The organism is Adhaeribacter pallidiroseus, assembly GCF_003340495.1.
GTDB lineage: Bacteria > Bacteroidota > Bacteroidia > Cytophagales > Hymenobacteraceae > Adhaeribacter > Adhaeribacter pallidiroseus.
On record NZ_QASA01000001.1, the window covers coordinates 2,719,740 to 2,739,805 of the forward strand.

The 20,066-nt window shown below is 41.7% G+C and carries 22 protein-coding genes; 11 read left to right on the top strand and 11 right to left on the bottom strand.

What is annotated here, in order from left to right; all coding sequences use genetic code 11:
- Positions 1 to 39: 39 nt before the first annotated feature.
- Positions 40 to 1,779: a VCBS repeat-containing protein gene (locus AHMF7616_RS10800; protein ID WP_115372896.1), complete on the bottom strand. Its 1,740-nt coding sequence runs from the start codon at positions 1,777 to 1,779 to the stop codon at positions 40 to 42.
- Between the two features lie 8 nt (positions 1,780 to 1,787).
- Entirely contained in the window at positions 1,788 to 2,414 is a 627-nt protein-coding gene (locus AHMF7616_RS10805; protein WP_147275661.1) for an FG-GAP repeat domain-containing protein, read from the bottom strand.
- Positions 2,415 to 3,502: 1,088 nt separating this feature from the next.
- Between AHMF7616_RS10805 and AHMF7616_RS10810 the strand changes: the two genes are divergently transcribed.
- Complete coding sequence (locus tag AHMF7616_RS10810; protein ID WP_115372898.1) at positions 3,503 to 3,880, top strand: T9SS type A sorting domain-containing protein; 378 nt, start codon at positions 3,503 to 3,505, stop codon at positions 3,878 to 3,880.
- Positions 3,881 to 4,081: 201 nt separating this feature from the next.
- Here the strand turns inward: AHMF7616_RS10810 and AHMF7616_RS10815 are convergent, their stop codons facing one another.
- The 3 genes from AHMF7616_RS10815 to AHMF7616_RS10825 all read right to left on the bottom strand — a co-directional run bounded on the left by AHMF7616_RS10815 (position 4,082) and on the right by AHMF7616_RS10825 (position 6,756).
- Positions 4,082 to 4,645, bottom strand: a complete 564-nt coding sequence (locus tag AHMF7616_RS10815; protein ID WP_115372899.1) for a sensor histidine kinase — start codon at positions 4,643 to 4,645, stop codon at positions 4,082 to 4,084.
- Between the two features lie 278 nt (positions 4,646 to 4,923).
- Positions 4,924 to 5,181: a PAS domain-containing protein gene (locus AHMF7616_RS10820; RefSeq protein ID WP_158546144.1), complete on the bottom strand. Its 258-nt coding sequence runs from the start codon at positions 5,179 to 5,181 to the stop codon at positions 4,924 to 4,926.
- A gap of 165 nt (positions 5,182 to 5,346) precedes the next feature.
- Positions 5,347 to 6,756 carry a sialate O-acetylesterase gene (locus AHMF7616_RS10825; RefSeq protein WP_115372901.1) on the bottom strand — a complete coding sequence of 470 codons (1,410 nt, stop codon included), beginning with the start codon at positions 6,754 to 6,756 and terminating at the stop codon, positions 5,347 to 5,349.
- Between the two features lie 501 nt (positions 6,757 to 7,257).
- Between AHMF7616_RS10825 and AHMF7616_RS10835 the strand changes: the two genes are divergently transcribed.
- The 6 genes from AHMF7616_RS10835 to AHMF7616_RS10865 all read left to right on the top strand — a co-directional run bounded on the left by AHMF7616_RS10835 (position 7,258) and on the right by AHMF7616_RS10865 (position 12,357).
- Complete coding sequence (locus AHMF7616_RS10835; RefSeq protein ID WP_199474178.1) at positions 7,258 to 9,405, top strand: alpha-galactosidase; 2,148 nt, start codon at positions 7,258 to 7,260, stop codon at positions 9,403 to 9,405.
- A gap of 118 nt (positions 9,406 to 9,523) precedes the next feature.
- Positions 9,524 to 9,871 (top strand): hypothetical protein, encoded by a 348-nt coding sequence (locus tag AHMF7616_RS10840; protein WP_115372904.1) that lies wholly within the window; start codon positions 9,524 to 9,526, stop codon positions 9,869 to 9,871.
- An 82-nt stretch (positions 9,872 to 9,953) separates the two neighbouring features.
- Complete coding sequence (locus AHMF7616_RS10845) at positions 9,954 to 10,496, top strand: hypothetical protein (RefSeq protein WP_115371963.1); 543 nt, start codon at positions 9,954 to 9,956, stop codon at positions 10,494 to 10,496.
- 106 nt (positions 10,497 to 10,602) lie between these two features.
- Positions 10,603 to 10,908: a DUF4160 domain-containing protein gene (locus AHMF7616_RS10850; RefSeq protein ID WP_115372905.1), complete on the top strand. Its 306-nt coding sequence runs from the start codon at positions 10,603 to 10,605 to the stop codon at positions 10,906 to 10,908.
- A gap of 595 nt (positions 10,909 to 11,503) precedes the next feature.
- Positions 11,504 to 11,707, top strand: coding sequence for a dihydrofolate reductase family protein (locus tag AHMF7616_RS27105; protein ID WP_233507764.1), 204 nt, complete (start codon positions 11,504 to 11,506; stop codon positions 11,705 to 11,707).
- 272 nt (positions 11,708 to 11,979) lie between these two features.
- Positions 11,980 to 12,357 carry a VOC family protein gene (locus AHMF7616_RS10865; RefSeq protein WP_115372907.1) on the top strand — a complete coding sequence of 126 codons (378 nt, stop codon included), beginning with the start codon at positions 11,980 to 11,982 and terminating at the stop codon, positions 12,355 to 12,357.
- A 159-nt stretch (positions 12,358 to 12,516) separates the two neighbouring features.
- On the opposite strand, the gene AHMF7616_RS10870 is transcribed toward AHMF7616_RS10865, so the two are convergent.
- The 3 genes from AHMF7616_RS10870 to AHMF7616_RS10880 all read right to left on the bottom strand — a co-directional run bounded on the left by AHMF7616_RS10870 (position 12,517) and on the right by AHMF7616_RS10880 (position 13,855).
- Entirely contained in the window at positions 12,517 to 13,152 is a 636-nt protein-coding gene (locus AHMF7616_RS10870) for a hypothetical protein (protein ID WP_115372908.1), read from the bottom strand.
- Positions 13,153 to 13,312: 160 nt separating this feature from the next.
- Positions 13,313 to 13,597: a cyclic nucleotide-binding domain-containing protein gene (locus tag AHMF7616_RS10875; protein ID WP_115372909.1), complete on the bottom strand. Its 285-nt coding sequence runs from the start codon at positions 13,595 to 13,597 to the stop codon at positions 13,313 to 13,315.
- Positions 13,598 to 13,603: 6 nt separating this feature from the next.
- Positions 13,604 to 13,855, bottom strand: coding sequence for a cyclic nucleotide-binding domain-containing protein (locus AHMF7616_RS10880; RefSeq protein WP_147275662.1), 252 nt, complete (start codon positions 13,853 to 13,855; stop codon positions 13,604 to 13,606).
- A gap of 591 nt (positions 13,856 to 14,446) precedes the next feature.
- Here AHMF7616_RS10880 and AHMF7616_RS10885 point away from each other — a divergent pair.
- Positions 14,447 to 15,313 carry a hypothetical protein gene (locus AHMF7616_RS10885; RefSeq protein WP_147275663.1) on the top strand — a complete coding sequence of 289 codons (867 nt, stop codon included), beginning with the start codon at positions 14,447 to 14,449 and terminating at the stop codon, positions 15,311 to 15,313.
- Between the two features lie 153 nt (positions 15,314 to 15,466).
- Here AHMF7616_RS10885 and AHMF7616_RS10890 read toward each other — a convergent pair whose 3' ends face one another.
- From AHMF7616_RS10890 to AHMF7616_RS10900, 3 genes are all read right to left on the bottom strand, one after another.
- Entirely contained in the window at positions 15,467 to 16,111 is a 645-nt protein-coding gene (locus AHMF7616_RS10890) for a hypothetical protein (protein ID WP_147275664.1), read from the bottom strand.
- Positions 16,083 to 16,613: an RNA polymerase sigma factor gene (locus AHMF7616_RS10895; protein ID WP_115372913.1), complete on the bottom strand. Its 531-nt coding sequence runs from the start codon at positions 16,611 to 16,613 to the stop codon at positions 16,083 to 16,085. The genes AHMF7616_RS10890 and AHMF7616_RS10895 overlap by 29 nt, the downstream gene beginning before the upstream one ends.
- 229 nt (positions 16,614 to 16,842) lie before the next feature.
- Positions 16,843 to 17,340 (bottom strand): peptide deformylase, encoded by a 498-nt coding sequence (locus AHMF7616_RS10900; protein ID WP_115372914.1) that lies wholly within the window; start codon positions 17,338 to 17,340, stop codon positions 16,843 to 16,845.
- A 588-nt stretch (positions 17,341 to 17,928) separates the two neighbouring features.
- Between AHMF7616_RS10900 and AHMF7616_RS10905 the strand changes: the two genes are divergently transcribed.
- The 3 genes from AHMF7616_RS10905 to AHMF7616_RS10915 all read left to right on the top strand — a co-directional run bounded on the left by AHMF7616_RS10905 (position 17,929) and on the right by AHMF7616_RS10915 (position 20,005).
- Positions 17,929 to 18,114, top strand: coding sequence for a hypothetical protein (locus tag AHMF7616_RS10905; protein WP_115372915.1), 186 nt, complete (start codon positions 17,929 to 17,931; stop codon positions 18,112 to 18,114).
- A gap of 191 nt (positions 18,115 to 18,305) precedes the next feature.
- A complete protein-coding gene (locus tag AHMF7616_RS10910) occupies positions 18,306 to 19,448 on the top strand; it encodes a DUF3179 domain-containing (seleno)protein (protein ID WP_115372916.1) in 1,143 nt (380 codons plus the stop codon).
- A gap of 74 nt (positions 19,449 to 19,522) precedes the next feature.
- Positions 19,523 to 20,005, top strand: a complete 483-nt coding sequence (locus AHMF7616_RS10915; protein ID WP_115372917.1) for a GyrI-like domain-containing protein — start codon at positions 19,523 to 19,525, stop codon at positions 20,003 to 20,005.
- Positions 20,006 to 20,066: the final 61 nt, after the last annotated feature.

The window sequence follows — 20,066 nt, forward strand, 5'->3', positions numbered from 1 at the left end:
AAATGCGGCTACTGGCGGGCTCGGGGTATTTGCCCGGAATTACCCGCCCCCCACGAACAAGTCCAGGTCTCCGTCTTTATCTATATCCAAGGTTGTAACACAGGCATCGCTGCTGCTTTCGTAAGGAATATTACCGTGCGCCCGCGAAAAATTACCAGTGCCATCATTTAAGTACAACCGGTCTTGCAGCAGCATGTCTTTTTCCAGGTACGCATAGCCGCCGCTTACCACGTATAAATCCGGATCACCGTCCTGGTCCGCGTCAAAAAAGACGGCGCCGGTATCTTCAAACATAAAATCGTTTACAAAAGCCGGCGGGTTACTAGCTTTCCAGGACCCGTTTTTCTGCTGCAAAAGCAAGGTACCAGCCTGCCCTTTGGCACCAGCTGCGTATATATCCGTTAGCCCGTCTTTATCAACATCGGCCTGCGCGAGGCGAGGCCCCTGGTACGACAACATGTTGGGCATTAATAACTGCCGCTTAAAATCATTATATTCGTCTTCTTGATGCTCGTAGGGCAAAGTATCTTTACTTACCGCGGTTAAAAGCGTTTTGACCCGTGTTACCGGCAACCCATTTTTGATAGCTCCCGAAGGTTCTAAAATTATTTTCTGATCGGCTTTTACCTGCGTTAAAGTTTGCTGCTTACCATCGGGCCATACCACGCGCACGCTATCGGCAGCAGTGGCCGTACCTAAACCAAAATGTAACGGCTGGTACATACTCGACTGAAAGCCGCGCGAAGGGTAAAATTCCTGATATTGCTGGGTGCCTTTGCTGTACACCCAGACTTTGGTTCCTAAAGCTTTGGCCAAATATCCGGCCCCGCATTGTACTTGCAAATAATGTGCGGTAGCAGGGCGCGCTTCGTTGCGGTAAATAGCAACTTCCTGATTTACGTTGTTTGTAATTATTTCTAAATCGCCATCATTATCCAGGTCGGCGTAAACAGCACCATTTGAGAGAAAAGTTTGATCGAAGCCCCATTCTTTTACTTTATTCTCAAATCCTAACCGGCCGTTGTTACGAAAGATATAGTTTTGGGTAGCTGTGGCCGGCATTTGCTTCATAATATCCATTAAGGCCGTAGGACTGCCCTGGGCTTCCTTCATTTTCTGGTCGGCATAGAACTTCATAAAGTCCATGTTGGTGTAATCGCGCAGGTAACCATTGGTAATAAACAAATCTTTCCAGCCATCGTTGTCGAAATCCGCTACCAACGGTGCCCAGCTCCAATCGGTGTTGGAAATGCCCGCCAACTGGCCCACTTCGCTAAAAGTACCATCGCCGTTGTTTAATTGCAGCATATTCCGCATGAGCTGGTGATAGAACCCGTTCTGGAGCATGTTCTGGTAGGTCTCGTAGTTTTCGGGACCGTACAGTAATTTCTGCCGGTAATTATCGGCAGGCAACATGTCTAAAGTAAGAATATCCGGCAAGCCATCGTTGTTGATATCGGTAATTTCGTTGCCCATGGAAAAGTAACTTACATGCCCGATAGCCTGCTCCAACTTATCGGTGAAAGTACCATTCTTATTATTCAGGTAAAAATAATCCTGCTCAATGTAATCGTTGGATACGTAGATATCGGGCCAGCCATCCTGGTTTACATCCGCTATAGCCACGCCTAAACCAAAACCAATTGGGTTGCCTTTAATACCAGCCTGGGCGCTTACATCCACAAACTTACCATTGTCGTTGCGCAACAGCCGGTCGCCGGCAAACTCGTCGCGCATGGCTTTTACCGCCGCGGCATCAAAGCGTTTAAAATCTTTCACGTTATGGTTCAGGCTGAAGCAGTCCAGATCACCATCTCTGTCGTAATCAAAAAAGCAGCCTGGGTGCTGTGGGTATTTAAATCTAACCCATATTCGGCGGCCTTTTCACTGAAAGTGAGGTTTTTGTTATTCAGGTAAAGTTTGTTACGCCGGTTTTCCGGTTGGCCGTTGCCGGAATAGCACACGTAAATGTCCAGCCAGCCATCCTGGTTTAGATCTACCAGCGACACGCCCGTTTTCCAGCCTTTGGCGGCATTCAAACCCGACTTAAGCGTAACATCCTTAAATTGCAGGTTACCCTGATTGATATAAAGCCGGTCGGGAACCATGTTGCCCGTAAAAAACAAATCTGGTAAGCCGTCGTTGTTTAAATCGCCCACTGCCGCGCCGCCGCCGTTGTAAAAATATTCGTAAGCCAGCACATTGGCCGTCTCCGATTCGGTTAATTTGTTTACAAAACCAACGCCGGTTTGCTGGGCTGGCAATAATGTAAACTGAGCTAAGCCGCGCGGGGCGATTAACAGAAACAAACCCCAGAATAGCAAGTTTTGGCCAGTTAACCGCCATTTTAAACGTAGGTTACTCCGGACAGGACTGTTTTTTTTAAATTTTAACGTAATTGTTTTTGTTTTCAAGGCACCCAATTTCTGCAACTACTAAAGCTAACCCGGAAGAATGGCTTTTTCCACCGGAAAATGTGGTGGTTTTTGCGTTCTTCTCTACAATATACTTATCTATTTTATTTTAAGAAAATAATTATTTTTTCTTTGAAAGTTTATAGATGCTGGAGGTTGGCAAGAAAAGGATAAAACAAAGTTAACTTCTCGGTTTTACAAAGCCACTTCCCTAAAAATAAGCGCTGTGTTCAGCAGTGATAGATAAAAAAATACCTAATCATTATTCCAGTAGTTAGTTTGTCTGTTTTACTTTAAACAGCTTGGCGCTTTTTCTTTCTGGTACTTGTTAAAAGCGATATACCGACAACTTATGGCTCCATTACCAATCACCTTTAGTTATACCACAGCCCACTGGTAAGCCGCTCCTGAAAAATTATTTTATTCTACATAAGTTATATAGCTACTCCGCAAAAAGTTGAACCGGAATAGAAACAATTCGGCATCTGTTAAATTAAAAAATTCTCATTCTGATTCGCGCAACCTGAGGCGGTACTTGAAACATACTGCACCCGAAATTTTGGTTTTAGACCGCTGATTATTGAATGAAGTTGAAATTATTAAAAGACTAAACAATTACAATTTTAAGAAAAGCGGCTAATGTATATTGTTCTATTTACCAGAACTCTACACCGTATAATTTCTATTTTTAATCGTTTGTACGCCAATAAGTCTGGGATTTTCTACCTGAATCCGGATGCGCTGTTCCTGAATAAATTTTTAAATTTTCAGGCAGTTTAAATTCTAAAAAGTGCCATTTAGGATGCCGAACGTATCTTAAAAGTTATGCACTTACGGGTTTAATTGCAGGGGTTTTTAAGTTTTTTAATAAATATATCTTTCCCCCATTATTTCCAGTAAGTTCAGCATTAATTTTGCCTACTTCATTTATAAGCAGGTAGTAAAGTTTCATTAATTCATTAATCCATTCATCTTTTTAATACCTATAAGCTAGAGCTAAATATAACTGCTATAGATTTTGAAGCACCGGATTTAAAAATCAGAATTCCGTAAGTACAACTTACAAACCTTAAAATTTTAAAATACTTATGAATAAATTAATACTCCTGTTAACAATTGGTTTTCTAAACCTGCCATTGGTAGATCCGGTAAATGCAGCCGGAAAGTTTGAAGTGGCTCCCGCAGCCATAGTAGCCACCACACACCAAGAACCAGTTCAGGAAATAAAAATATATCCGAATCCAACTACCGGTAAACTATTTTTATCGCTCAAAGGCTTTCGGGAGAAGAATGTAGAGTTACAGGTAATAAACATAATAGGCAATGTGGTACTGCACGAAAAGTTTTACGAAACCGAAGATCAAACCACTAAAATACTGGAACTAAGCCGATTTAATAAAGGATTGTACTACATAAAACTACAAGCCGATAAATACAGCGAAATGCGAAAAGTATTCTTGAACTAAAAAACTAAGAGAGTAACGTAGCCGAACTAACACCAGCTCCTCGTTAAATAAATTTAATTTTTTTACTATTCTTCAAAAGGAGCTCATTTGCGCTCCTTTTTTGCTTTTTAATAAATCCCCCATTACGCAACCCACTAGCGGTTTAAGCTTCAGAAACGCAATTTTTTTTAAATTTTTAAAAAACAAGAGGTAAGACAATTGCTAGTAAATGTCCATGGGCACTTGCACAAAGAAAGTAGAGCCTTTATTTTCCTCGCTTTCGAACCAGATAGTACCGTGGTGTAATTCTACAATTAATTTAATAATAGACATTCCTAAACCGGTGGTTTTTTCTCCTCTAATGCCCCGGCGACGGGCTTTGGTAAATTTGTCGAACAAACATTTTTGGAAGCGTTCGGGTATACCAATACCGTTATCGGCTACCTGAATTATAACAAAACCGGCTTGTTCTTCGATGCTAACGGTTATCTGGCCGTTGTCGTTGGTAAATTTAATCGCATTAGAAATTAAGTTATTGATTGCCTGCATAAACTTCATCTCATCCAGGTACAGGTAAATGGGGTGGCCACTTGTTTTCAGGATAAAAACTTTGGCCAGTAAGTCGGCTTGCTGTTGGTAATTCTCCAACACGTTCGTTAATTTCTGCACAATATCAATGCGTTTTTTGCGCAGCACTACCTGCGATGATTCCAGAAATTCGTTGTCTACAAAATCATGAATCATATCGGAACCGACCTTGGCATTTTCCCGGATATAATGCAGCAACTTCGATAATTTCCCATCTTTGTCCGGAATTTGTTCTTCCAGTATATCTATTAAGCCCTGAATATTATTAAACGGACCGGCTAAATCGTGGGATAATATCTCGAGCGTAGCGTTCTTTTTGGCGTTAAATTCTAGAATGTTATGCAGGTATTCTTTTTGCTTCGAAATATCTTCGGCGTATCCGCTTACCAGCAGATGCTTGCCAGGCTCCGCGTGATTTGTGTAAATAGCTAAACTAAGGTGTTTTACAGCTTTATCCGGAAATAAAAGCCTAAATTCTATCTTCTTTTTACTTGCCCCTGCATCAGGTTTTGGTACTCGGCGTGTACATATTCCTGATCTTCGGGATGAAGGTAATCCAGCAGTATAGCTGGATTCTCGATTATAGCAACTGGCCTCCGGGCAAGTATATTTTCAACCGCCGGATTCAAATAAATAAATTGCTGCTTCTCCAGATCAAAAGTAAAATATACCTGACAAAAATAAGTAGCTATCTGCTCTTGGTGAGAACCTGAGAAAGAATCTTTTAATAACATATTTACAAGATAACACCTATCTCCTGCACTTACTTTATTTAAAAAACAAGAGGCTATAAAGATACTCATAAAATAATGAAAGAATTTATTTACCTGCGGGCAGAAGAATTACTACTTTTTATTCACAAATTTTTGCGCCGGTACTTTGGATTTTGCGTCTTGTACTTAATTGCTCTCGGCAAAGTTGGCACCGGTATGAAACGTGGAAGCTGGCAAACCCGCTTTGTTATACAAATTAGGTTCCGCAATATTATCCCAGGCAAACCGCACGGCCACCGGATTTTTAATTTCCGGGGCTTGCACAAGTACTGTTTTACCACTAATCTTGGCAGAAGCAGGCACAAACCGATTATCCGGTCCGGCTATTTCAAAGTGGGTTAGTTCTTTGCCGTTTTTTACTACTAATCCGGTTTCCACGTGATCAAAATTAATCCGGATTTTGTTACCTTCTACTTGCATGCTTTTGTACAAAGGGCCTGAATAAGTCACTTCTTTTTTGCCGTAGGTTTTCGCTAAAGCCAGATTAGCCAATCGTAAACCCACGTCTATCTTATTTCTGGGGTGAATATCGTCTTTATTACCAATATCACTGATAACCACCATGCCGGTACCAGGAGTAGTTAAAGTGCGTCGTTGAGCTTCGCGCAACATGGCGCCTTCGTGCGGTCGGCCGTACTTATAAGGTGCTAGTTGCACCAAATAAAAAGGAAAATCTTGCTGCCATTGTTGGCGCCAATTCTGTATTAAAGCCGGAAGCAACTGCGCATAATTGCCCGGATCACTCACGTTGGCTTCGCCCTGGTACCACAAAGCACCAGCCACCCGGTACGGAATAAGCGGGGCAATCATGGCGTTATAAGCTTTACCGGGTTTAACCGGCCCCCAGGGTACCTCCTCGAGTTTCGCCGCCGCCTGGGCTAAGCTTTGGTTTTGCGCAATAGCCTCAGGATTGATCCATACTTCGGCGGGCGTGCCTCCCCAACTACTATTAATTAGGCCAACCGGCTGATTTAGGGTTTGATGAATTTGCCGGCCAAAAAAGTAACCTACTGCGCTAAAATGCGGCATAGTTTGCGGCGTGCACACTACCCATTCGCCCGCGACATCAATTTGGGCGCCATCGGCGGATCTGTGAGGCACCGTAAAAAACCGGATGGACGGAAAATTAGCCTTGGGGATTTCCGGCGCTCCGTTATCAATACCGGCATTGGTGGTCCATTCCATGTTCGATTGCCCGGAGCACAGCCACACTTCTCCAATCAGTACATCTTCCAGGTTAATGGCGTTGTGCCCTTTTACTGTCATGGAAAAAGGACCTCCCGCCGCCGGCGTTTTGAGTTTTACTTGCCATTGCGCCAGATTACTCGCCTTTGTTTTAACGGCTTCCTGGTTCCAGCTGCCGGTAACCGTAACCTCTTCCCCGGGATTGCCCCAACCCCAAATAGTAACTTCGGCATTTTGTTGCAACACCATGTGGTTCCCGAATATCTTAGGCAAGGATACGGCCTTAGCCGGCACAATACTATGTATTAACGCCAAGCTAAGCGTAATGGTAAACAAGAAGAATCTAGACATGAAGTAAATTAAGTGGTTATTTCCTAACTACAATACTGATATTTATTTTTGAAGATAACAACGAGTGAGTTTCCGAATTTTTTAAATTTTTGCGTTGGTAGAGCCATGGCTTGGCCTAAATTTCTCGTTGACTGGTTTTTACTCACCAGCTCCGAACTTTTCTGCCCCAGGAGCCTCTTTTTTAACTTTAAAGAAGCGGCCCTGCCGTGCGCCAGGGTTCTACTCTGGCCGCAATGCATGTAACCCACCCACTTAAATTTTTAAAATTAGTACTTACCCTTTTGGTTACAATCCCCTTTATCGGTTCATGAAATCAGAAAAAATATGTGCGAATTTCCAAAACTTACCTGTAATTTACCGGTATTAACCAGCCTTATCCTGGGCCTAAACTCCATTCATCTGCTTTAATTATTGATTATGAACCACTTTACCCGCGGCAATTTTTTATCCGGCTGCTTTTTAAAAAGCAGTAGTTTGTTTCTTTTTTTTATTTGTAGTTCTATGGTACCGGTCCTAGCCCAAAAAGCCACCATTATTCCCATTGAAACGCAGCACTTTGGCATGGCCCTGCAGGTAGGAACCGACCAACGAGTCGGGATCATTCATTTTGGCACCAAACTAAATAATAGCGCCGAGTACCAGTACGCCCCGGCGATGAACCGGCGCGGCGACGATTATTCGGGCATTCTAAACGCCGCTTATACCCCCGGTGGGTCGCGCAACCTGGTAGAACCAGCTATACAGGTAACCCACGCCGACGGCAACACGTCGCTGGATTTACAGTACGTGCGCCACAATGTACAAAAAGCCGATAACAATGTTAGCACCACCAGTGTGGTGCTCCGCGACCCAGCCTATGGGCTGGAAGTTACCCTGTATTATAAAGTATACGCCGCCCAGGACGTAGTAGAACAATGGTCAGTAATTAAGAACAACGAAAAAGGCAACGTAACCCTTAATAAATACGCTTCAGCTAACCTGTACTTATCGGCAAATAATTATTGGCTGAAACACTACCATGGCGATTGGGCCAAAGAAATGCAACCCGAAGAAGTTCGCCTGACATCCGGTATTAAAGTACTCGACACGAAACTGGGTACCCGCGCCAACCTATACCAACCGCCTACCTTTATGGTTTCGCTGGACCGGCCGGCAACCGAAGACGAAGGCCGGGTGTTGTACGGCTCGGTAGAATGGACCGGTAATTTCCGGGTAGATTTAGAAGTAGATCCTTTAAATAATTTACGCCTGATTGCCGGCATTAACCCGCACGCCTCGGAATACACCTTAACCAAGGGCCAGGAATTTACTACACCGCTGTTTTTATATACCTATTCGGATAAAGGTAAAGGAGCCGCTAGCCGCAGCCTGCATCGCTGGGCCCGCCAATACCGCATCTTGCAAGGCAACGGCTCACGCCTGACTTTATTAAACAACTGGGAAGCTACTTTCTTTGATTTTAACGAACCCAAATTGGCCGAGTTAATTAAGGATACCAAAAAATTAGGCGTAGACTTGTTCTTACTCGACGACGGCTGGTTCGCCAACAAATATCCCCGCAACGCCGATAACGCCGGCCTCGGTGACTGGCAGGAAAACGTAAAAAAATTGCCGCACGGCATAGGTTATCTGGTAAAAGAAGCCCAGAACAACCAGGTAAAATTTGGTATTTGGGTAGAACCCGAAATGGTAAACCCCAAAAGTGAGCTGTACGAAAAGCACCCGGAATGGGTCATTAAAGAACCGAAGCGGCCCGAGCATTTGTACCGCAACCAATTGGTGCTGGATTTAAGTAACCCGAAAGTACAAGATTTTGTGTTCGGCGTACTGGATAATATTATGACCAAAAACCCAAATGTCGCTTTTTTTAAATGGGATTGCAATGCAGTTATATACAACGCGCACTCCGCGTATTTAAAAGATAAACAGTCGCATTTGTACGTCGATTATGTGCGGGGTTTATACCGGGTGCTGGAACGATTCCGGGCTAAATACCCCAACTTGCCCATGATGTTGTGTTCCGGTGGCGGTGGCCGCGTAGATTATGGGGCCTTAAAGTACTTTACCGAGTTCTGGGTAAGCGACAACACCGATCCGCTGGAGCGCATTTTTATGCAGTACGAGTATTCTTACTTTTTCCCGGCCATTGCCCACGACAACCACGTAACCGACTGGGGCAAGCAACCCATTAAATTCCGGACCGATGTTGCTATGATGGGGAAATTGGGTTTTGACATTGTAGTAAGCAAACTGGAACCGAATGATCTAAAATTCTGCCAGGACGCCGTAAGCACTTATAAATCGCTGAGTGACGTTATTTGGCACGGTGATTTATACCGTTTAGCCAGCCCGCGCGAAAACGATTTTGCCTCCGTGTTATACGTGAACGAGGCCCAAGACCGGGCCGTGATGTTTAACTATTTGGTATCGAGCCGTTACCAAGCTGGCACTACCTCTCCGATAAAACTCAGCGGTTTAAACCCAACTAAAAAGTATCAGGTAAAAGAAATTAATTTATATCCTGGCACAAAATCTAACATTACCGGCGAAACCAGCTTATCCGGCAATTACCTCATGACCATTGGCTTTAACCCCAACGTTAATGCCCGCCGGGCCAGCGTTATCCTCGAAGTAACGGAAATAAAGTAACGCCTAGAAGTTCCGGTTATCGGTTAATTTTGGGTGGATATATGGAATAGTTAAGGTAAATATAATGCAGATAACCGGAGTAACTCCGTTTATCTGATAGTTGTACCAAATTTAAAAAATGGAATATCCAGAAGAGTATGAGTTAATGGCGGTATTTGAGTCCGAACCAATTATGCTTGATCCAGATGTTCCATTTTATTATAACAAATCGACATATAAATACACAAACTCTGAAAAAGAGGAATTTACATTTTCGATTTTACCCTCATATAGTGAAATTTCCATTAATGTAACTATAGCTAATTTTGAAATTGCTAATTTGAGTTTGCAAAATATAAGAAACTTCAAAATACTAAGCGACAACAAATTAGAAAAAAGAATTATGTTATCTGGAGAAAACTACTTGCTGAAAATTCAATTGAAACCAAAATTCAGCATTCAGTTCAAAGAAGAAATAGAAAAATAGAAACTTGGTACAACACAATGTATACAAAACCCTTGCTTCGCTACAGGCTTTGCATACACGCAGCCCGTTGTGTTTAATTAAAATGAAAGAAGGATACAAATTCATAATACAACCTGACGGGAGTGAACGAGAAATCGACTGGCCTGAATTGAATCATTTAAAGAAGGATATTCTTTGGATTTTTGATGAGAATTATGGTGACCTTGGGAATGCCTTTGTTCCATCCTATTCATTTTCACAGAGATATTGGGAGTATTTAACTTTGGATGGTGATAAATGGTTTTATGAAGAAGATAAAGCCTTTTATCATCGGGGCTTGCTTATCATACTATTGTGTTGCTGTTCCGAATATATAGATATCCCAACAGGTAGCCAGGAAGTTTTTCCTCGTCAAGATTTACCAATAATTGCTAAATATGTAGAGGAATATAACTCTAAAAGTAAGGAAGAAATTCTTTTAAAGGACAAAATTCTATTAGGCTTAAACATTGCCCAGTCAATACCTGAGGACGACCTTAAAAACAAGGAGTATGTACATCCTAAAGTTGGGGAATACCATAAAGACATAAATGAAATTGGAAATCCAATAATAGAAAATTACTTTAAGTCTATTTTAGAAAAATAACTGAACACAACAAAAGCTAAAAACCATTAAAACGTTTTTTAGCCGCGGCCCGTTGGCGGAAGTTTTAAAAACAAAAAGTATTTTCTAACTTTAAAAGAAACTACTTATGCCAAAGCTTTACGAATATTTCGGGCTAATCATCTTGTTTTATTCCAATAAACATGAGCCTATACATGTCCACGGCAAGTATCAAGGACGGGAAAGCATAGCCGAGATAATATTCGAGAACGGTGAATTCAAAGAAGTAAGAGTTTCAGGTGTAAAAGGAAAAGAGTCCCTGCATAGTAAGAACGAGAGAAGATTAAGAAAATTGGTTGAGCATTTTAGAGAAGACATTGTGCAGAAATGGGTTGACTTTTTCATATACAACAAAGAAGTGAAATCAGAAGTAATTACTAAAAAGATTGATTAATTATGGTAGTTTCCATTGACAAGGCTGTTTATCTGGACGGTTATAAGATAAAATTCGACTTTTCAGACGGGGTCAGCCAAAGCATCGACTTCGAGGTATTTTTAAAAAATGCCAAGAACCCAATGACAAAAAAATACATGGACAAGGACAAATTTAAGAGCTTCAGCATTGAGTATGGTGACATTGTTTGGAATGATTATGAGATGTGCTTTCCTATTTGGAACTTGCATGAGGGAATAATATAAAAAAAATGTCCGCCAACATTGCGTAAACATGACGCTTGACGGGATTTGCGATCATACAGCGGGTATCCCCGATGAAGATTTACATCAACATTATGCCGAACTTCTGGACAAGGCAGGAGTTATACTATATAGACGGACAACTTACCAGCTTATGCAATTTTAGCAAACGTTGTTAAATAACCCTTTGGGTAAAAAATCAATGGACGACTTCGCTTTAGCAATAGAAAAAGTACCAAAGTCGTTTTTTCACAGACCTTGAAAATACCCAATGGAACAGTGCGAAACTTGCAACTAAAGAAATTGAAAAAAAAGTTTTTGAACTCAATCAACTATCTGGATCAGGCAAAGATATTTTAGTTGGCAGTAGGAATTTATTTATTCAGCTCATAAACCTTAATCTGATTGATGAGTTTCAGATTTGTATTCACCCATTGATCGAAGGAAAAGGTTTGCCGTTGTTTGACAAAATAAAAGACAGAACAATTTTTAGACTTTTAAAGACAAAAATCTTTATTTCAGGGGCTAATAACTCTCAACATTTCAAAAAATTTTAACACCAGACAAAGAACTTCTCAAGAAAATTGCTCGCATATTAATACCAAAAGGGAAGCGCAGTTGAACACGCTGGAAATCGCCTTATAAAACACACAGTAATAGATCCAACCGGACTAAGGGGAAATTTTTTCAGCAACGAATCGAATCCGGAAACTGGCCAGATTCCTTATTATAAAATAAATAAAAAACAATTAGTATGTTATCTTATTCTGTTCTTGTTTTAATTTTCAACACAACAAAGGTTACCTAAATAACGCTTTTCCCCAATAAAATGAAAAAAGTAACAGGTATTGGCGGCATCTTTTTTAAATGCAAAGACCCCCATAGAATGAGTGAATGGTACAAAACACATTTAGGTTTTGATGCAAACCAATACGGAACCAGTTTTGAGTGGCGACAAGCCACCGATCCCTCGAAAAAAGGAACTACGCAATGGAGTCCCTTTGCCGAAACAAGTAACTACTTTGAGCCTTCCACCAAAGACTTTATGATAAACTACCGGGTGGATAATTTAGCTGATCTGGTGGAGCAACTTAAAAAGGAAGGCGTAACCATTGTGGATGAAATAGAGGTTTTTGAATACGGTAAATTTGTTCATATTATAGATTTGGAAGGCAACAAGGTAGAGCTCTGGGAGCCCAGTGAATAGCGTAAATAGCTGGTTGCAACCTAGCTATCAAGCCACTGTATTTGCCATTGCCACAATCTCTATGGTACCATTCCGAAAACGAGCAAAAAATTCTTGCTTTTACTAGCCATCTAAAAAGGTTTAGCAAATGCTGAACCTTTTATAAAACGGGCTATTTGCCTATTCTACCTTCCCGGTTACATGTTGCCGCAGAAATAACTTACTTATAGAAGCATAGGTAACGCTGGCCGGCAGCGTAATACACAGCCAAAGCAAAAAATCACCGGTTAAGACTTTTATATCTTTTACAAAACCAAAATAAGCGGCCATACCTGCCGCAATGCCCACCAAGGCGCCCCCTAATAAAGCCAGCATTATTTGCCAGGCCCATTTTTTTTCATCGGTAAAGTACTTTTTTAATCGCCAGGCATTAATGCCACCAATTGCCAGGTACATAAACAAAATATCGAAAGGAATATAAAAGGCATAATAGCCAATCCAAAAGGCACTCGGAATACACACTAAAAAATAGCCTAAATCGGTAAAATTGCCCCGTTTAAACTGGAGCTGCAAAGCTTTATTTTGCAAAAAATTTAAGATAAAGGAAAATAAAAGCAGCGAAATGGTGTGGGCTACCCACTGCGGCGGGGTTAAACGAACGCCGTGGGGGCCCGTAAGGGTGTGCGAAATAGCAGTGTGTAGCAAACCCATGCCCAGCACATTGGCCAGGATATGGTGCGTTAGCCAGGTTTTCAGAAAAGTCTGGTGGCGGTTTACTACTGTTTTAGCGGGTGTGTAGAATAAGCTGGTTTCCATAATTTTTTAAATTTTAGGTAAGATTCAGTCGTGTACTGCTACCAGAACCGGCATAATAAACCAATCCATTTTTTATTGGCACCGCTGCTTGCCGGATACAGATAGCACTAATTACCTGACAAAATTAAGGTGCGCCAACCCGCTAAATTGTTGACTTAAGTTAAGATTTTACGGGAGTTAAAATTCTTTTCCGAATGCGGCTCAAGCTTTCGGGACTGATCCCCAGCATACTGGCAATGTATTTCTGCGGCACGCGCTGAAATAAAGTTGGGTTTTGTTCCAACAAAGTCAGGTAGCGTTCTTCAGGTTTGTTAGAAGCCAGCGAAGCAGCCCGGGCGGAGGCTGCCTGTACGGATCTCTCGGCCAGAATCCGGCCTAAAGATTCAAAAATCGGGCTTTCCCGGTAAAGTAAATCCAGCTGAGGCTTGGTAATTGTTAAAACCAACGAGTCTTATAAGGACTGCGCATTACTGATAGTGGGAAGATAGTTGTAAAAACTGTCATAATCGGTAAAGAATGCGTTTTCCAGCGAAATGCCGCAGGTTTTTTCTTCGCCTTCTTTACAGAAAAAGTGGTGGATAGCGCCTTTACTTACAAAGCCAATAAAACGGCAAATATCACCTTCTTTCCACAAACAAGCTTTTTTCCGGAGCTTAACCGGGGTAAAATAAATATCAATTAAGGCCAGGTCTCTTGCGGGCATGTTAACTGTTTTTTGGCAAAATTGCTTCAGAGCTTCGGTCATGGCGCGGGCGGTTAAAGATTAAAACTAACGGAATTGCGTATCTATAACAAAAAACAGATGCATACTAATGCCCAATAAGTTATAAGAAAAACAATTTAAATACAAGCTGATTAAACCTGCCTATTAATCAGTCTTGTCCTGCTAAAATTTAAAAAAATTAGCTGGTTAATGATAGCAGGGGGCTAAATAAAGCGAATTTCGGATCACAACTTTTGCTTGCTAGCTACCACTTAAAATAGCACGACTTAAACATAACTCAATTAATTCTGGCGGCGCAAAGGTGGCATCAGCTGCCATTTAAACAAGCATAAAAGTGTTTGATTTTGGTTGTAATTTTCGGGCAAAACATTGTTTTTGTTAGGTAACTTTAGCCGCATGACTTTTTAAAATTTGTTAAATAAAAGAGTAATATTTTTTACAATACTACTGGTGCTGTTACCCGGTAAGCCTAATTTTTTAAAAATTTGGGCGCGCGTGGCAGGTGCGTTTAACGATAAATTGGTAAATTAAAGCGAAGCAGATGCTGATGGTGGGAATGATCTTATTCTAATGAGAAAACGTTTACAAGTATTCATGCTATTTTTTATTATTCAGTTGAGCGCTCAGGGGCAACTGGTAAGTTTGCTGCAACCGCACCTCGAACCTTTTCGGGCTAGTAAAAAAATTAAAACCATCCGGCAGTTTGGTAGTGAGGGAATCCGGAAAAAAAACACAAAATTTAAATTATTAACAGAAGCAAACTTTAATGCGCAGGGTAAGTTGTTGCGTAATTGCCGGTACATCCCGGAGCTCGGCTCTTGGTACCACTACCATGGAAAAGAAACGCAGCTATACGAATACGATGATAAAGGTAGAGTAATCACGTACATTCAAAAAGTAGAATATCCTAATCCTAAAGTAAGTCGTACTCTTTATTATCTGCGTTATAAGTACCACGATCTGGAGAATACCACCACTATTTACTACTGCGACCCGGACGGTTCTTTTTACAGAAAAGCCGATGATTCCGGCGATTCTACCGCTACGCTGCAATATGCCGAGCAAGCTTCTTCGGCACTTACCTCGAACCAGAATTCTCAGGTAATACAAGATACTCTCCAGAATCAATATGTAATAAAAGAATACAGCCACAAGCAAAAACTTACTTACGAAAAAATTATTCAGTTAAACAAAGAAAACCAAATTACCCAGATCAAACATATTTACTACCCCGGTAAAATCACCGAAATTACGCATATCCGCTATGACCCGAATGGTAATGAAATAGAACGGATAGAATTAAATAGATCGGGTAAAATTCGGAACCGCTATTTTAATACTTTTAACCCAGAAGGTCTTCTCCTGCATACCACCTGGACGGGCCCGAAAGATGTTTTGATTCAAATTATTAAATATGAGTATGCGTTTTTTGAGTAATGCTCGGAAATAATAAACCCTAAATACTAACGAAGCTTAACTTAAACGCAGGGTTTCGCTTGCCCCGTACGAACTGCTTTTAAATTAATTTTTTTTAAATTTTACTCTCGGCCTGCCATAAGTATTGTTGCAGGCCAATTAATGTACGGGTAATTATTTGTTTTCTGGCGGGTGTAATGGCTCCAGGTCGTTCAGAATTTGCTGTAGTTGTGTAAGGGGTTGCTGGAACCGTTTCTTGTTTTCCGCCACAATGGCTGCTGCGCAAGAGGCCAGGGTAATCAGCATGCAAATAATAGCTCCTACCGGATGCGCCATAACTCCGCCTGGTAAATAAATCCGGAAGAAAACCCAGATCAGGATAGCCGAGCTGAGCGGTATAAGAACCAACTCATACCTTTTTTTAAACGTGTAAAAGCTTGATAAAAGCGCATGTTGCCGGTGGACGTATTCGTAAATGCTGAAGCCGGCGGTGTGCTTCTCGCCTAATTGTAATACGGCTAGCTGCTTAAACTTTCGCAGGAGCATAATGGTAAAGGGAACGTACAGCAGCGCACAACCAATCGCTACTCCCAGCAAGACCGTATCGGACCAATATTTTAGAGCAACGTGGGACAGCATCGCGTATACTATTATTTGTAAAACAAGCGAAGCCCAGAAGTATTGCATACTGTTGTATCGCTGCTTCCGGATGCGGGATACCATTATTTTTTGGAATGAAGCCGGATCATACGTTTCGGTTGCCGGCAGAGTCGTGTGGCTCTGGTTCCATTTATTTTTTAACTCTGTCATGTCTAACATTTTCTGTTTTGCTTAAATTATTAAGTTGTTTTTCCAATTCTTTTTTTGTTCTCACCAAACGTACACTCACATTCGAAACCGTTAATCCGGTAATCTGCGCCATTTCCTCATAACTCAAATCTTCCAGGTACAGGAGAATCAAAGCTTTATTCACGGCCGTTAAATTTCCGATGGCCCGATACAGGATTTCCAGGTGATCTTCTGAGGGCGCATAAGTGTAATCGGGTATTTGCAAATGCTTGCCCGTTAAAGCTTTTGCTTTGTTTTTCTGGTTTTTCCGCAGGCAAGTAATGGCGGTGTTCAAACAAACCTGGTACATCCAGGTAGAAAACCGGGCTTGGTGCTGAAACGAAGCGTAAGAGCGCCAAAGCTGATACATTATTTCCTGTAGTAAGTCTTCTTGCTCCTCTACAGCAGAAACATACATGCGGCAAACTTTATGGGCAATGCCTAAGTGTTGGTTAACCTCGGCCAGAAATAAAGCATCTAAGGGCGCAGTCATTGTTTAAATTTTTCTGTTTATTTCATCTATAAGTCGCAGACAGCGCTAAAAAACTACACGTAGGTATATTTTTGTATCATTTACTTATGTAATAAAAAGCCAAGGCCCTGCTTAATTGCCGTTAGAAGTTTAACGAAAGGTACACCAAATACACCGGGTGCAGGGCGTAGCGGTAGCTATGCATCTTACAGACAGAAAAGAAGCTATTTATTTAAAAAATTGTGCAGCCTTAGTCCGGGGTTGGCCGCCAACGATAGGCCTGGTCATTTACCGCACGCATGGTACATAAAATACCTTCCAGGTGATCATACTCGTGCTGAATAAGTTCCGCCAGCGCATCGGTGACAAACCACTCCTGTGGCCGGAAATTTTCGTCGAGGTATTTAAGGGTTAAGCTTTGGTGCCTTTTTACTTTCACTAATAAATTAGCAAAGCACATGCAATCGTCCCACAGTTCAAACAATTGCGGGCTTGGATCTATTATTTCGGGATTCAGAATAATGCAGGGTTTATCCAGGTTCAGGTAAATTAATCTTTTCATAATACCCAGCTGGGGAGCCGCAATGCCCCGGCCAAAATGGTATTTCGCCCGGATGGCTTCCATTACCTGGTGCAAATCGGCTACCCAGGTTTTTACAAAGGGCCGTTCGCTTTCCAGTACCGGTTCACATATTTGGTATAAGCGCGGATCGCCTAATAAAAGCAAATCCTGTAATCCTTTAGCCATATTTATATTGTGTTACGTGGGGAGTAACGAACTTTTAGTTAATTCTACGCACCATTTAATTTTAAATAACAGAGATGGAATAAACAACCCGGCATAGAATTACCGCCAGTAAAAATGCTTATTATAACCAGGATTTACACGAAAGGCTTTTAAAGCTGGTTGTAAAGACACAACCAGCGGCGCATGCCCGTTAGCAGTGTGCTCACGGATAACTTTTGCGTAAGTCTTGAAAAATGATTTTTTAAATTTATTCTATTGCCAGAAATCACCCCGGCAATTTTTATCTAATCCGGAATGGCAAAACCGGTAAACCAAACCAGAAGCTTTTTAAACAGGTTATTTACTTCAGACATTTTTAACGGGCTCTTTTCTAATTGCACCCTTTAACTTAATTTACTAATATATTTTTATAACTAGTTGTTAATTAAGTAGTTGTTCGTTAGTAGTTGTTGGTTGTTCGATTCATAAGACACTATTAGTCAATATTTTATTCTAAGTTATGCACTTAATTAATTTTGTCCGAGTACTTAATGCAATTCTGGCTCTTCTGTAAAAAACAAAGAAGTGCTTTCGTTATCTGGGATAAAAATGATAAAACGGAACGCCGAGCAGTTGTTAAAACGGGTGAACCAACTATTGAAATGGGTCAAAGCCGAAGTAGGTACGCTTACCCTGAGCTTAAAAAAGAACAATGTTATTGGATTCCCGCAGCACACAACCCACGCTGGTAAAGCTTGTAATTCTGGTAAAGAATTCCCGAAACAGGCGGCATAGGAACAGCCGCAACAGTAATTTATTTGGCTTTATGCAAATTATACTTTAGTCCAGTAGCGCGGCCATTCTTTCCCCAGGATCATAAAATTTTAAAAATTCAAAAAAAATCACTAGCATTAACTGAAAACCAGGAAGCTGCTGTTCCCGGATAAATGCCGATTTGTATATAAGCCTAGTAAGTTTTTATTAAAATGAAAAAATTGTTTTACGCCAGTGTAGTAGGTTTAATGTTGTTCGAAATTGCGAACGTATATTTTATAATGCCCATGCCGGGTAGTCAGCAAATAAACAGCATTGAACTGGCCTACCAACTTTATTCCGGGCGCTGGATCATCCGGGGCTTGTTTTTGTTAGGTATCCTGGTGAGTTTCCAAAAAGCTTGGTTCGCTTCCCGTGTTTTTACCGTACTGGCCTTGTTGGTAGTAGGCGGAATAGCCTACCTGGCTAATTTTAAGATGGCCGCCGATGCCATGTTCTTACAACCCACCCAGGTAACGATGGCACCGGCAGCTGCCAACATTGTAAAACCGGAAAGATTAGTATTGGGGGTTACAGTCGGGAACCAGGCCCGCGCTTATCCTATTCAATACCTAGGGTACCATCATCAAGTGTTGGATGCTATTCATAATAAACCCATTATGGTTACTTATTGTACCGTTTGCCGCACCGGCCGGGTATTTGAACCAACTGTAAACGGTAAACCCGAACAATTCCGGCTGGTGGGCATGGACCATTTTAACGCCATGTTCGAGGACAAAACGACCCGAAGTTGGTGGCGCCAAGCCACCGGCGAAGCTATTGCGGGCAGATTAAAAGGTCAAACGCTCCCGGAAGTTAATAGCGCGCAAGTATCCTTATCGGAATGGTTAAAGCTATACCCGCAAAGTTTAATCATGCAACCCGATAAAGCGTTTGTGGCCGAGTACGACAGTTTAAGTAATTATGAAACGGGGCGGCGCAAAGGCTCGCTTACCCGGCGCGATACGCTTTCCTGGCAACCAAAATCGTGGGTAGTGGGGGTAACTTTGGGGCCGGCAAGCAAAGCGTACGACTGGAATACCTTAATGAAAGAACGGATCATATACGACGAATTGAACCAGCAGCCCATTGTGGTTATTCTGGCACAGGATAATCAGAGCTTTACCGCACTGCAACGTACCGGCAAAAATCAAAAGTTTACTTTAACCCAAAATACGCTGACCGATGCTTTGAACCAATATAATTTACTCGGAACCGCCCTGAACCCCGTAGTACCCGCCTTGCCTAAACTTGCGGCCTACCAGGAATACTGGCACAGTTGGCAAACCTTTCACCCCAAAACTCAGAAGTATTAAAAGGCTTGACGCCCCGAGTCACATAACTTCCCGCAAGTTTTGCTTACCCGTTTTTTTTAAATTTTTATAATGCTATGCATCTGCGATTGGAAATGCTCCCGGAAAAGTACCTGCTGGGGAAGTCTTTACAAATGACTTTTGAAGAAAATAAAACCCAGGAATTATGGCGCTCCTTCTTGCCGCTTAGGCCCGAAATTAAAAATAAAGCCAACGCGGATTTATACGCTGTAGAAGAATTCGAACCTGATTTTTTTTATCGGTTTAACCCGCATCAGTTATTTACCCGGTGGGCTGCCCAGGAAGTTACCAGCTGGGAAATAATTCCTGCCGGTTTAGAAACCCTAGTGATTCCTGCCGGGCTTTATGCCGTTTTTCTTCACCGCGGCCCGGCTAGTTCCGGCGCGGCTACTTACGCGTATATATTTAACCAATGGCTCCCTCACGCTCCGTACAACCTCGATCAAAGGCCACATCTAGCTATAATGGGCGAAAAGTATAAGAACGAAGATTCTGACTCTGAAGAAGAAATCTGGATTCCCGTTAAGCCAAAATTTTGATTTAATTCCTTTTGAAAGAGTAAATCTAAAATTAAATAAATATTGGGTTTAACTTTTCTGG

Excerpts from the sequence above, each read along its gene's own strand:
- AHMF7616_RS10880 (WP_147275662.1), bottom strand. The coding sequence starts at position 13,855 with ATGCCCGCAAGAGACCTGGCCTTAATTGATATTTATTTTACCCCGGTT.
- AHMF7616_RS10895 (WP_115372913.1), bottom strand. The coding sequence starts at position 16,613 with ATGACTGCGCCCTTAGATGCTTTATTTCTGGCCGAGGTTAACCAACAC.
- AHMF7616_RS10915 (WP_115372917.1), top strand. The coding sequence starts at position 19,523 with ATGCATCTGCGATTGGAAATGCTCCCGGAAAAGTACCTGCTGGGGAAG.
- AHMF7616_RS10885 (WP_147275663.1), top strand. The coding sequence starts at position 14,447 with ATGAGAAAACGTTTACAAGTATTCATGCTATTTTTTATTATTCAGTTG.
- AHMF7616_RS10850 (WP_115372905.1), top strand. The coding sequence starts at position 10,603 with ATGCCAAAGCTTTACGAATATTTCGGGCTAATCATCTTGTTTTATTCC.
- AHMF7616_RS10820 (WP_158546144.1), bottom strand. The coding sequence starts at position 5,181 with ATGTTATTAAAAGATTCTTTCTCAGGTTCTCACCAAGAGCAGATAGCT.
- AHMF7616_RS10905 (WP_115372915.1), top strand. The coding sequence starts at position 17,929 with ATGATAAAACGGAACGCCGAGCAGTTGTTAAAACGGGTGAACCAACTA.
- AHMF7616_RS10840 (WP_115372904.1), top strand. The coding sequence starts at position 9,524 with ATGGAATATCCAGAAGAGTATGAGTTAATGGCGGTATTTGAGTCCGAA.
- AHMF7616_RS10825 (WP_115372901.1), bottom strand. The coding sequence starts at position 6,756 with ATGTCTAGATTCTTCTTGTTTACCATTACGCTTAGCTTGGCGTTAATA.
- AHMF7616_RS10890 (WP_147275664.1), bottom strand. The coding sequence starts at position 16,111 with ATGTTAGACATGACAGAGTTAAAAAATAAATGGAACCAGAGCCACACG.
- AHMF7616_RS10900 (WP_115372914.1), bottom strand. The coding sequence starts at position 17,340 with ATGGCTAAAGGATTACAGGATTTGCTTTTATTAGGCGATCCGCGCTTA.
- AHMF7616_RS10865 (WP_115372907.1), top strand. The coding sequence starts at position 11,980 with ATGAAAAAAGTAACAGGTATTGGCGGCATCTTTTTTAAATGCAAAGAC.
- AHMF7616_RS10845 (WP_115371963.1), top strand. The coding sequence starts at position 9,954 with ATGAAAGAAGGATACAAATTCATAATACAACCTGACGGGAGTGAACGA.
- AHMF7616_RS10910 (WP_115372916.1), top strand. The coding sequence starts at position 18,306 with ATGAAAAAATTGTTTTACGCCAGTGTAGTAGGTTTAATGTTGTTCGAA.
- AHMF7616_RS10835 (WP_199474178.1), top strand. The coding sequence starts at position 7,258 with ATGGTACCGGTCCTAGCCCAAAAAGCCACCATTATTCCCATTGAAACG.
- AHMF7616_RS10870 (WP_115372908.1), bottom strand. The coding sequence starts at position 13,152 with ATGGAAACCAGCTTATTCTACACACCCGCTAAAACAGTAGTAAACCGC.
- AHMF7616_RS10810 (WP_115372898.1), top strand. The coding sequence starts at position 3,503 with ATGAATAAATTAATACTCCTGTTAACAATTGGTTTTCTAAACCTGCCA.